This is a genomic window from Agromyces sp. Y782 (genome assembly GCF_059445405.1).
In genome coordinates this window covers 1,443,916-1,457,821 of the sequence record NZ_JCAIUG010000001.1, presented here as the reverse complement: position 1 = coordinate 1,457,821, position 13,906 = coordinate 1,443,916, and the positions used below count along the sequence as shown (strand labels likewise).

The window sequence follows — 13,906 nt, the reverse complement described above, 5'->3', positions numbered from 1 at the left end:
TGGAACCCACCTCGTGCACACCCACACCACACTCGCGGTCGGGCAATCCGGCCGATCCGCCTTGGCTCGCCTCGGCGCGGTCGCGGCGGCCACGGCGCTCGCGCTCGCGCTCGTGCTCACCGACGGGGTGACCGCCACAGCGGTGACCGCAGCCGACGGCATCGCAGTCGGCACGCTCAAGACCGACAACCGTGCAACCCCGCTCGGCATCGGCGGCGAGACTCCCGGTCTCAGCTGGCAGCTCGATGCGGATGACGATGCTCGCGGAGTCGTGCAGAGCGCGTACCAGGTGCGGGCCGCTACGAGCGTCGACGGGCTCGACGGATCCACGGTGTGGGACTCGGGCAAGGTGGAGTCCGACCAGTCGGTCGAGGTGCGCTACGGCGGACCGGCCCTCGAATCGCAGACCCGCTACTACTGGCAGGTCAGGGTGTGGGATGGCGCCGGCGACGAGTCGGAGTGGAGCTCTCCGAGCTGGTTCGAGACCGGCATCCTCGACAACAGCGAGTGGGCCGGCAACTGGATCGGCGGGCCGGACCCCGCCGACCAGCTGGCGGAATGGACCGACTACACGGTCACGGCCGACTTCACGCTCAAGCCGGGAACCGCCTTCGGCGTGTACTTCCGCGGCACCGGCGTGACCGGCGGCTCGAACGGCAACGCCTACATGTGGCAGCTGAACGACGAAACCCCCGGCGTTCCGCGCCTGCGACCGCACGAGAAGACGAACGGCGGCTACAGCACCACGCCCGAAGTCAGGCTCACCGACCACGGGCTCGCGGCCGACGTGCTGAAGCAGCGTGCCACCGTCGCCATCACCGTCACCGGCTCGACGATCGAGACGCGCGTCAACGACCAGCTCGTCGACACCCGCTCGGACTCGAGCTTCGCGAAGGGCTACGTCGGCTTCCGCACGAGCGCCAGCACCACCGCGCTCGAATCCGCCGTGATCCATTCGCTCTCGGTGACGACGCCCACGAAGACGCTGCTCGACACCGACTTCACCGACGGAAATCCCTTCGCGGGCGGCACCGTGGTCGACGACGGCCTCGAGGTGAGCGGCAACAACGACTTCCTGGTCGCCCAGAACACCGATCAGCCGCTGCTCCGCAATGAGTTCACGGTCGACCCCGACAAGACCGTCGAGCGCGCCCGCGTCTACGCCACGGCCCGCGGCATCTACGAGCTCAGCCTCAACGGTGCCAAGGTCGGCGATCTCGAGCTTGCCCCGGGGTGGACCGACTACCACTCGCGTATCGCGTTCCAGACCTACGACGTCACCGAGCAGATCGCAGCGGGCGAGAACACGATCGGTGCGATGCTCGCACCGGGCTGGTACTCGGGCCGACTCGCCCACGTCGGCAACCACAACTACGGTGACCGCAACTCGCTGATCGCGCAGTTGCGCGTCGACTACAGCGACGGCACCCACAAGATCGTCGCCAGCGATGACACCTGGAAGACGGCAACCGGGCCGTACGCGGCCGCCGACCTCATCGATGGTGAGACATACAACGCGGCCAATGAGCGCGCCGGCTGGAATGCCAGCGGCTTCGACGACAGCGAGTGGAGCGCCCCCTGGGTGGCCCCGTCCGAGACGGAGAAACTGGAGCCCCAGACTGAGGAGCCCGTGCGGGTCACCGGCACGCGTCCCGCCCTCGAGCGCACCGAACCCACCCCTGGTGCGTACATCTACGACGTCGGCCAGAACATGGTGGGTGTCGCGAACATGAAGCTCACGGGCACCGCCGGCAGCACCGTGCGCATCCGCTACGCCGAAGAGCTGAACCCCGACGGCACCGCGTACGTCGCCAACCTGCGCAGCGCGAAGGCCACCGATTACTACACCTTCGCCGCCGACGGCACCGCCCGGTACGAGCCGAAGTTCACCTTCCACGGCTTCCGCTACATCGAGATCACCGGCGTGAGCCTCGCGCCCGAGCTCGCCGACGTGACCGGCATGGTCTGGGGTTCCGACCTCGGCTTCATCGGCGAGCTCTCGACCTCGAACGCCATGCTCAACCAGTTGCAGAGCAACATCACCTGGGGCCAGCGCGGCAACTTCCTCTCCATTCCCACCGACACGCCCGCTCGCGACGAGCGCATGGGCTGGAGCGGCGACATCAACGTCTTCGCGCCCACAGCATCGTTCAACATGGACTCGCTGAACTTCCTCTCGAAGTGGCTGGTCGACCTGCAAGACGGCCAGGCCGCCAACGGTGACTACCACGGCGTCGCCCCCTACACGGGGAGTCTCGCCTGCTGCGGCGGCGGCACGGGCTGGTCGGATGCCGGCATCACGGTTCCGTGGGTGCTGTGGCAGAGCTACGGCAGCACGAAGCAGATCCGCGAGGGCTACGCCTCGATGACGAAGTACATGGACTACCTCGACGCGACTTACCCGACGATGGTGCGCGGTTCGAGCTACGCCGACTGGCTGAACCTCGACGACCCGACGCCCGGTGACGTGCTCGGCACGGCCTACTACGCCTACGTCGCGCAGCTCATGAGCGAGATGGCCGACGCCATCGGCGAAGGCGACGACGCCGAGCACTACGCCGAGCTCGCCACCCGCGGGGCAGAGGTCTTCGCCGACCGCTTCATCGCAGCAGACGGCACGATCTCGGGCGACAGCCAGGCCGGCTACGCCATCGCGCTCGGCATGAAGCTGGTTCCGGAGGAGCAGCGCGAGGCCGTCGCCGCGCAGTTCCTCGAAACCCTCGAGCGCCGCGACTTCCACCTCGCCACGGGGTTCCTCGGCACTCCATGGCTGGTTCCCGCGCTCAGCGAGAGCGGCCACCTCGAAGAGGCCTACCGGCTGCTGCTGAACGACACCTTCCCCTCGTGGGGCTACGAGGTCGCCATGGGGGCGACCACCATGTGGGAGCGCTGGGACTCGATCAACCCCGACGGCAGCTTCGGCGACGTGAGCATGAACTCGTTCAACCACTACGCCTACGGCGCCATCGGCGACTGGATGTACCGCAACATCGGCGCCATCTCCAACGGCAGCCCCGGCTACAAGCACTCCGTCATCGCGCCGAAGCCCGGCGGCGGCCTGAGCTACGCCACCGGTTCCTACGAGTCGGTCTACGGCACGATCGCCACCGACTGGAAGCAGGACGGCAGGGACTTCACGCTCGACGTCACGATTCCCGAGAACACCACCGCGACCGTCGTGGTGCCGGCCGGCACCACGTGGGCCATCACCGAGGGCGGCGTTCCTGTGGCGGATGCCCCTGGCGTGCGCCTCGGGGACTCCGAGGCGGGCAGCACCTCGCTCGAGGTCGGCTCCGGCACCTACTCCTTCGCGGTCGACGGTGAGGTGCTCGAACTGGGGGCGATCCTCGACGAGCTGGAGGCGACGAGCGCGAAGGCCACCGAGCTGGTGGCGACGGGCGAGCTGAAGAGCGAGCAGGCCGCCGAGATCCTCGACTCCGTCGACGAGCTCACGGCACTCGCGCTCGAAGCCATCGAGCAGTTGGGCGACGGCGACCTCGACGACGCCGTCGCGAGCCTCGCCGCGTTGATGGGCGGTGTCGGCGAACTCGAGTCGACGATCGACGAGCAGGAGCACAGCGGTGCCACCGAGCAGGCGCTGCGCTCGCGCATCGACGCACTCCGTGCCGCGCTGAGCGATGCGGTCGCCTCGATCGCCGGCGTGAGCACCGAGCTGCGCGTGATCTCCGAGCTCGCCACCCCGGGCAGCACCGTGGCCGTCGAGCTCGATGTGCACAACTCGTCGACCGTGCCGCTGCACGACGTCGCGGGGGCGGTCGTCTCCACTGAGGGATGGACCCTGACCCCGGAGTCCGCCGAGCTCGAGGGCGAGATCGCCCCCGGGGCGACCGGCACGCTCGCGTTCGACGTGAGCGTGCCCGACGACGCCGAGCCGACTGAGACGGCATCGCTGCGCGCCACCGCCACCTTCTTGCGCGGCGACGACGAACTGCTCAGCGTCGCGACCGCCCGCTTCGCGCTCAGCTCGCCGCTGACCATCGGCACCGCCGTGGTCACCCCGGCCCCGGTCTCCGCCGACGGCCTCGCCACCATCACGGTGCCGGTGACCAACTCGGGCACCTCTGCGGTCTTCACCGCCGTCGAGGCATCCGTTCCGGCGGGCTGGAACGGTGCCCCGCGTTCGGCGCAGCACCTCGTGCCGGCGGGCGAGACGGTCGACTTCGCGCTCGACGTCGCCGTGCCGCTCACCGTGAGCGCCTACCGCGTCGATCTGCCACTGACCGCGGTGCGCGGCGATGTCGCGATGGCGACGGGTTCGGCGACGCTGGTGCCGACGTTCGACGCGGCGCAGTACGACCACGTCGACCTCGGCGCCGCGGCATCCGAGACCGCCCACAACCTGACCGCCCACCCGAGTTCCGGCACGAGCACCGAAGCGGGCCTCAGTCGGCGCTACTCGCACGGCGGGGTGCCCGGCTCGTGGTTCGAGTTCGACGTCGCGGTCGAGCCGGGCGAGCCGTTCGTCGTCGACGTCGTCGAGACCTACGGCTCGACGTCGACCAAGCAGTACTCGATCTCGGCGAACGGCGTGCCCGTGCACTCGCGCGAGCACACGAGCGGCGCCGGCGTCGTCGGCTACTCCTTCACGGTCGACGATGTCGACCTCAGCGCCTCGGGAACGGTTCGCCTGCGCTTCCAGCGCGGCGCCGACGACACCATGGGAGACCCCTCGATCGCCGATGTGCACGTGCTGCCCGTCAGCGTGATCGACCACGTCGACCTCGGTCACTCCTTCTCGGAGGCGCAGCACGGCATCGCGGCGTCGTCGACCTCGGGCACCGCGCCGAACGAGGCGGGCCTGACCCGCCGCTACTCCGGCGTCACGGCGCCCGGTTCGTACTTCGAGTTCGATGTCGCCATCGAGCAGGGGCAGCCGTTCCTGATCAGGGCACGCGAGACCTACGACAAGGCGCAGACGAAGGACTACATCATCACGGTCGACGGCACCGTCGTGAACAACCGCACGATCGTGCGCACCGAGAATTCGGTCGGCACGATGGACTACCAGGTGCTCGTCGACGACCCGGCGCTCACCGACGCGACGTCGGTGACCGTGCGCATGCAGAAGACCCAGACGGGTCAAGAGCTCTACGATCCCTCGGTCGCCGATGTCTGGATCCTGCCCGTCGCAGCCGACGTCCAGGCTCCCGTCGTCTCGGCTTCGGTCGGCTCGGCGGTCGCCGGCGCAGAAGGCTGGGCGCGCGGTGCGGCCACGGTCGAACTCCGCGCTCAAGACAACCGCGCGGGTGCCGTCCAGATCGAGTACTCGCTCGACGGCGCGGAGCTCGCGCCGTACACTGAGCCGGTCGCGATCAGCGACGACGGCGTGCACGACCTGAGCTTCCGGGCGACGGATGCCGCGGGCAACACGAGCGCGGAGGCATCCGTGCCGGTGCGAATCGACCAGGTCGCTCCGGTCGCCGCGATCGCGGTGACGCCGGCAGCGACAGCCGATGGCTGGCTCCCGCTCGGTTCGACGGCGACGCTGTCGGCGACGGATGCCACGAGTGGCGTCGCCGCGATCGAGTACCGCATCGACGGCGCAGCGTGGCAGACCGCGACGAGCCCGATCGACCTGCCGCACGGCGAGTACGCGCTCGAGTACCGGGCGAGGGATGTCGCAGGCAACGTCTCGGCGGTCGCGAGCGAGAGCCTTCGCGTCGACACGGCGGTTCCCGCGGTCGAGGCGAAGGTCTCCGGCACTCCAGGTGCGGGCGGATGGCTCGTGGAGAACGCACGGGTCTCGCTGCTCGCCTCCGACGCCGACAGCGGTCTCGCTTCGGTCGAGTACCGCCTGAGCGGCGGCGCCTGGCGGGCGTACACCGCGCCGGTTCCGGTCGACGACGGCGTGACGCTGTTCGAGTACCGCGTGAGCGACCTGGCCGGCAATCCGAGCGTGCAGGGCAACGTGACGGTGCGGGCCGACGGGGCGGCGCCGACGGTATCTCCCGTGCAGCTCTCGGCAGAGCGCTTGCTCACGCTCGGCGGCAGCGACGCGGCATCCGGAATCGCACTCATCGAGTACGCGACCGATGGCGGCGACGACTGGACCGGCTACGCCGGCCCCGTCACGATCGGCACGCACTCGCAAGAGCTGCGCGTGCGGGTGACGGATGCCGCCGGGCACCGGAGTGAGGAACTCGCGGTGCTGCTCGTCGGAGGAACCATCTCTGCCGATGCGGTCAAGCCGGGCGACACGGTCGACGTCACGGGCGCGGGATTCGCTCCGGGTGAGACGGTGCGCATCGAGCTGCACTCCGACCCGGTGCTGCTCGACTCGGTGCTCGTCGACGAAGCCGGCACGTTCGCGGCGACCGTGACGGTGCCGACGACTGCGGCGCTCGGTGCCCATGCGATCGTGCTGCTCGGCTCCGAGTCGGGCAGCGCAGTGCGGTTCGCCTTCTCTGTGACGTCAGACGGCCTGCCGCCGGGCGGCGCGCCCGGCGGCACCGGTGGCGGCACCGGCGGCACGTCCGACATGGCGGCGACCGGGGTCGACGTCGCACCGATGCTGGTGCTCGGTGGGTTCGCGGTGCTGGGCGGGCTCGTGCTGCTCATCGCACGCCGCCGACGAGGCGTCACGGTTCGGGGCGACCTCCGATGAGACGCGCCCGACCGTCAGATTCTCTCCACAACATGATTGGACAACCGCTCGTGTCTCGTACGTCTCCTTTGCGTTCTCGTCTTCGCCGGCGCGGCACCGCGGCCATCGCTGCAGTGCTCGGCATCGGGCTCGCGGTGAGCGGTCTCAGTGCGATGCTCGCTCCGACGGATTCCGCGGCCGCGGCTCCGGCTGTTGCCGCCGCCGCGGAACCCACGCTGACCCTGTCGACCCTCGAGGTCGAGAACCGCACCGAACCGCTCGGCATCGACGTCGAGAAGCCGCGGTTCTCGTGGGTCGTCGAGAGCGATGAGCGCGATGTGCAGCAGGCCTCCTACCGGCTGAGAATCGCACCGGCGGGCACCGATATCGACGAGGGCGCCGTCTGGGACAGCGGGGTCGTGGCATCGGCCGAGTCGACCGCGGTCGAGTTCGGCGACGAGCGTCTCGCGGCCGCGACCGACTATCGGTGGCAGGTCGACGTCGAGACCAACGTGGGGGAGGCGAGTGCCGGTTCGACCTTCAGCACCGGGCTCTTCGCTGAAGACGACTGGGCGGACAGCGCCTGGATCGGCCGCGACCGACCCCAGAACACGACGGGCATGGAACTCTCGCTCGCGGGCGCCAGCTGGATCCATCCGCCGTACCCCGGCGGCAACACCCCGCCCGGATACTTCCGGAAGACCTTCGAACTGCCGAGCGACAAGATCATCGACCGGGCTGAGTTCGTCATGTCGGGCGACATGGGGTTCTCGGCCCACCTGAACGGCACGCAGATCGCCACCGGCGCTTCGGTCTCCGACGCGTGGAAGACCGCGACTCGCGTGCAGGCGTTCCCGCTCCTCGGCCAGAACGTGCTCGCCGTGCGGCTCGACAACGCCGCGAAGGCGTACGGCGCGGTCGTCGGCAAGCTCGTCGTGCGATTCACCGACGGCAGCGTGCAGGAGATCGTGACCGACGCGAGCTGGCTCGCGAGCGAATCGGCGAAGACCGGCTGGCAGGCCAAGGGGTACGACACCTCCGGCTGGGTGGCCGCGACCGCTCGTGCGCCCTACGGCGGCAGCCCATGGGGCGAGCAGGTGACCGTGCCGGTGCAGCCGACGGCTGACACTCGGAGCACCTTCGACACGGCATCCTGGATCATCCCGCCGATCGGCACTCCCTCCGCCGACAACCCGATCCCGTCGACGCTCTTCCGCACGAAGGTCACCGTCTCCGAGACGAAGGAGGTCGCCTGGGCGCAGCTCGCCATGACCGGCGACCAGCAGGTCGACGCGTACTGGAACGGCGTGAAGGTCACCGCCAACACGGGCGGCAACAACGACTGGCAGACGGCTCGTGTCGTGAACCTCTCGACCGGTGCCGGCGAGAACGTGCTCGCCTTCGCGCTCACCACGCCCGGCTCGAGCCAGAACGGCGGGGTGCTCGGCGCCCTCCGCATCGGCTACACCGATGGCACGAGCGAGCAGGTCGTGACGAACAGCGGCTTCAGCTCGCTCATCTCCAGCGCGGCCGACGCCCCGGCCGGCTGGAACCTCGCCGCGTTCGACGACTCCGCGTGGGAGAACGCCCAGGCGAACTTCCTGTACCGCGGCGGTGTCTACGGCGGGCGGGTCACGATTCCCGCGCTCGACGCAGGCGGCGACGTGCTGACCTTCGACGACGCGAACTGGATCTGGACCCCCGAGGCGGGCGCACCCGTGGCGCCGGCCGAGGATCGGGCATTCCGCACCACGCTCGAGACGCCGAGCGGCACGGAGGCCGTGAAGGCCGAGATCATCCTGACCGCCGACGACTCCTTCAAGCTGTGGGTCAACGGCGCGCTCATCGGCCAGACCGAGGGCGCGACGAATGAGTGGCAGAGCTCGAAGCGATTCCGCGTCGACCTCGACGGCGGCGACAACGTCGTCGCGGTGCGCACGACGAACGGTCCGGGCTCGCCCGCCGGGCTCCTCGCCGTGATCCGCGTCGCGTACGCCGACGGGTCCGAGCAGATCTTCACGACGGATGCCGCGTGGAAGGCCTCGAAGGTCATCCCCGCCGGGTTCGAGGAGCCGGACTTCGACGACTCGGCGTGGGCTCCGGCCGCCGTGCAGGCGGTGTACGGCACGGGCCCATGGGGCGCCGGCGTGCGACTGCCCGTCGAGCCCACTGCAGCGGCGCCCTTGCTCCGCAAGGAGTTCACGGTCGATCGCGCCGTCGCCACGGCGAAGATCTACGTCGCGGCGGGCGGCTACGCCAACCTCAGCCTGAACGGTGCGCCGATCAACGACGAGATCCTCTCGCCGGGGTTCACCGACTACGACGATCACGCCCAGTACACCGTGACCGACCTCACCGAGCAGCTCGAGCAGGGCGACAACGCGCTCGGCATGGAGCTCGGCCGCGGCTTCTACGGCATGACGAATCCCAACGTGTGGAACTGGGAGAAGCCGCCGTTCCACGATGAGCCCGTCGGCCGTGTGCTGCTGCGCATCGAGTACACCGACGGCACGAGTGAAGAGATCGTCTCCGACCGCACGTGGAGCCTCCACGACGGTCCGACCGTGCTCGACGATCTCTACGGCGGCGAGACGTACGACGCGAACCGCGTGCAGACCGGATTCGACACCGTCGGCTTCGACGACCGCGATTGGGCGTCCTCGAGTGAGGTCGCAGGCCCAGCCGGCACGCTCATCAACCAGCAGCAGCAGCCGATCCGCGTCACCGAGCGCCTCGAGGCCGAGTCGGTCGACGAGGTCGTCGACGGCGTCTACGTCGTGAAGTTCCCGAGGGTGATCGCCGGCACGGTCGAGTTCACGGCCGAGGGCGAGGTCGGCACGACCATCCGGGCGCAGTACGGCGAGAAGCTCCGCGCCGACGGCCGCCCCGACTTCTCGAACAACGGCGGTTTCGCGAACGGCTTCCAGACCGACCGGTTCATTCTCGCCGGCACTGGGGAGTCCGAGACCTGGGCGGGCCGCTTCTCGTACAAGGGCTTCCAGTACATCGAGGTCTCGGGGTGGCCGGGTGATTCGGCGCCGCCGGCCGAGGCGTTCGTCGCCGAGGTGCTGCACACGGATGCCGCGGAGACCGGCTCGTTCGAGAGTGCGAACCCGATCATGAACCAGACCCATCGCGCGGTCGTCGACACGATGCTGAACAATATCCACGGCATCCCGACCGACACCCCCATGTTCGAGAAGAACGGGTGGACGGGAGACGCGGCCGTCGGCGCCGAGATGTTCCTCATGAACCTCGACACGCAGAACCTGTTCGAGAAGTGGATCGGCGACATCAACGACAGTCGTGACGCCGATGGTGCGCCGCTCGTCATCGCACCGAGTTCGGGTCAGTGGGGCCAGTGGGGTGTCGCGCCGCCGTGGCATTCGGCATACATCCTCATCCCGTGGTGGCTGTACCAGTACGGCGGCGATGAGCGCGTGCTCGAGCAGTACTACGACGGCATGAAGACGTACGTCGACCTCGAGTTCGACCGCTCGAACAACGGGCTCGTCCGTGAGTCCCGGCTCGGCGACTGGGTCAGCCCCGAGGCGAGCCCGGCCGGCGGCAACGCCCCCGAAGACGTGCGGGTGAGTGCGACGGCGTACCTCTACACGATGCTCATGTCGATGGAGAAGACCGCGACGCTGCTCGGCCAGCCGGGCGACGCGGCCCACTTCGCGAGCCAGGGCGCGGTCGTGAAAGACGCGTTCAACGCCCAGTTCCTCGATGCCGGTGCCGGCCTCTACCGCGGCTCCGGAGATCGTGGCTACCGCCAGACGCACAACGCCCTCGCCCTCGCGTTCGGGCTCGCGCCCGATGAGGCGACCGCCGAGCGGGTGGCGGCGAGCCTCGCCGCCGACGTCACGGAGAAGGGCGACAAGCTCAACACCGGAACGCTCGGTTCGAAGTACCTGCTGCCGATGCTGACGAAGTACGGCTACGGCGACCTCGCCTACCGGGTGGCCGTGCAGACCGAGTACCCGAGCTGGGGTTTCATGATCGAGAACGGCGCGACCACGATGTGGGAGCACTGGGCCCTCGAGGCACGCTCGCGCGGTCACTACTTCCTCGGCACGGTCGACGACTGGTTCTTCCACGATGTCGCGGGCATCCGAAGCTCGGAGGTGACGGGCTACCGCGACGTGACGATCGCCCCGCAGGTCACCGACCAGCTCGAGTGGGCGAAGGCGACGACGCCCACGCCGTTCGGCCCGATCAGTTCCGACTGGAAGAAGGAGGGGGAGCGCCTCTCACTCGCCACGCACGTTCCGGTCGGTTCGACCGCGACGGTCCGTCTGCCCGCGGCGAACGTCTGGGCCGTGACCGAAGGCGGCGAGCCGCTCGCCGACGTCGACGGAGTGCGCACGGTCGAGCAGGTCGGTGACGAGGTCGTCGTGACGATCGGTTCCGGCGACTACGCCTTCGACGTCGACCCCGCTTCGGGTTCGGTCGGTGCGATCCTCGACGCGATCGACGCCTTGCACGCGCAGGCCGAGACCGAGCGCGATGCGGGTCACCTCGATGCCCCGCAGTTCGCCGAACTGGCCGACCTCATCCACGTGACGCGCGAGCGTGCGGAATCCGCGTACGCCTCTGCGGGCGACGGCAAGCCGGCGCAGACCGCGAAGCGCCTCGCCAGCGTGCTCGAAGAGCTCGGGGCGGTCGACGAGTGGATCGCCGCGCTCGCTGAGGCCGCTCCTGCGCTCGGCGAACGCGCCGGTACGGTGCGCTCGGTGACGAACGCGACCCTCACCGAACTGCTCGGCATCACGGTCGCCGCCGCGAGCGACGCTGCGGGCTACAAGCCCGGCGAGCCGATCACGATCACCGGAACTGCCCAGAACGGCCCGGTCGCCGCGATCGAAGCGGTCACCGCGCAGGTCACGGGCCTTGCGGATGCCTGGGCGGCCAAGCCCGACGCGACGGAACTCGCCGAACGCCTGAAGACCGACGAGGCCGGTTCGGTCGACCTCGCGCTGCAGGTGCCCGCCGACCAGGTACCGGGTTCGGTGCCCGCGGCCGTCCGCTTCGGATACACCTTCGAGAAGCAGCACGTCGAGACATCCGCAGCGCTGTCGATCGTCGTCGACTCGCCGGTCACGATGACGGTCGAGGCGGTTCCCCCGAGCGTCGCCCCCGGTGGCACTGCTGTGCTTCGCGCGATCGTCGTCAATGCGGGCGAGCAGCCGGCCGTCGGCCGGATCGAGGCGACCGTTCCCGATGGCTGGGTCGTGCCGCTGCCCGGCGAGACGGTGATCGTGCCGCCCGGCGAATCCGCCCAGCTCGAGGTGCCGGTGTACGTGCCGCTCGGCACCGACCACACGCCGAACGTTGTGGAACTCTCGGCGGTGTTCGCCCACGACGGGGTGACGTTCGCGCAGGCCTCGACCGTGCTCACGGTCGAGCTCGCGCCGGTCACGAGCCCGCCGGCGGGGTACGACCACGTCGACCTCGGTGATTCGGCTTCCGAGCAGGCGCATGCGCTCACCGCGTCGAGCTCGTCGGGCACGAACACCGAGGCGGGGCTCACTCGTCGTTACGCGGGTCACCTGACCGACTTCTCGTACTTCGAGTTCGACGTGGCCGTCGTCGAGGGCGAGCCGTTCGTGCTACGCGTGACCGAGACGTACGACCGGCCGCAGACGAAGAAGTACAAGGTCTACGTCGACGGCGTCGAAGTGGCGGAGCGGCTCTTCAGTCACACGGGCGGTGTCGGCACCGAGACCTACGAACTCGTCGTCGACGCCGACCATGCGGCCGACGGGCCGGTGCGCGTGAAGTTCGAGAACCTCGACGATCACGGCTTCTACGACCCATCGATCGCCGACGTCTGGACCCTTCCGGTCGCGGCCGACGTCACCGCCCCGCAGGTCACGGCGACCCTCGACCCGGCTGCTCCCGACCGCGCGACGGGCTGGTACCGCACGTCGCCGGTCGAGGCGGTCATCGAGGCTCGCGACGACCGGGCAGGCGAGCTCATCGTCGAAGCGGCCCTCGGCGAGGAGGAGTTCTCCGAGGTCGACGGACCGTTGTCATTCGACGCGGAGGGCAGCACTTCGCTGCGGTATCGGGCGACGGATGCCTCGGGCAACCGCAGCGACGAGCGGGAGCTGGCCGTGAAGATCGACACGGTCGCTCCGTCGACCGAGGCGGCCTTCGGCGCTGGATTCGAGGGCGACACCGCGACCGGATCCGGCACGATCGACTTCGCGGCCGAAGATGCGACCTCGGGCGTCGCGGCGACGAAATACCGAGTCGACGATGGGGTGTGGCAGACGGGTGCGTCCGTCGTGATCGACGAGGGCGGCGCGTTCACGGTCGAGTACGCCTCGACCGACGCGGCCGGCAACGTCGAGGCCGTGAAGTCGATCACGGGCACGATCGTCATCCCCGATACGACGGCGCCAACGGTGAGCGTCGAGACGACGAACGCCGGCGAGAACGGCTGGCTCCGCGCCGATGCGACCGCCGAGCTCACGGCCGTCGACGACGACAGCGGGGTCGAGGCGATCGAGTTCCGCCTCGCCGGCGGCGACTGGCAGCGCTACGTCGATCCAGTGCGCCTGCCGGAGGGTGCGGCCGTGCTCGAGTACCGGGCGAGCGACCTCGCGGGCAACGTCAGCCGCACCGACCGTCTCGAGACTCGCGTCGACGCCGCCGCGCCGACGGCGTGGGCGGGGCTGACCGAGTCGGGTCGAGTCACGGCCGTGGGAGCGGACTCGGGCTCAGGGGTCGAGCGCATCGAGTACTCGCTCGACGGCAGCGCGTGGCATCCGAGCCTCACCGTCCTCATCGCGGAGGAGGCGGCTCCGACGCGGTTGGCGGTGCGCGCGGTCGATGTCGCCGGCAATGTCGGCACGGTCGTCGAAATAGCCCGTGGCGAGACCAGCGGCACGCTCGAGGTCGCACCCGAGGCACGCGTGCTCGTCGAGGCGAGCGGGTTCACGCCGGGCACCGTCGTGCGGGTCGAACTGCACTCGGATCCGATCGCGCTCGGAACGGCGACCGCCGACGAACGCGGCGTGATCTCGCTGCACGCCGTCGTGCCGGCTGACGTGCCGGCCGGTGCGCACTCGATCGTGATCGTTCCGGCGGGCGGCGGCGACCCCGTCACCGTGCCGACCGACGTGCTCGCCGAGACGGGCTTCGACGGCGCGCCCTGGTTGGCCGTGGCCGGCGTGTTCATGCTGCTCGGCGCAGCATGGGTGATCACGGCACGGCGCCGTCGAGCGGTGGAGGTGGCTCCGCCGTCGCAGTGATGTGGCGCGACGGCCGGACCGACTCGACACCGGCCTGGCC

At 69.7% G+C, this 13,906-nt stretch carries 2 protein-coding genes; both read left to right on the top strand.

The window, feature by feature from the left end; all coding sequences use genetic code 11:
- Positions 1-13: 13 nt before the first annotated feature.
- A complete protein-coding gene (locus AC1C2S_RS06655; RefSeq protein WP_495351739.1) occupies positions 14-6,625 on the top strand; it encodes a family 78 glycoside hydrolase catalytic domain in 6,612 nt (2,203 codons plus the stop codon).
- A 68-nt stretch (positions 6,626-6,693) separates the two neighbouring features.
- Complete coding sequence (locus AC1C2S_RS06650; RefSeq protein WP_495351738.1) at positions 6,694-13,866, top strand: family 78 glycoside hydrolase catalytic domain; 7,173 nt, start codon at positions 6,694-6,696, stop codon at positions 13,864-13,866.
- The last annotated feature ends 40 nt before the right edge of the window (positions 13,867-13,906 follow it).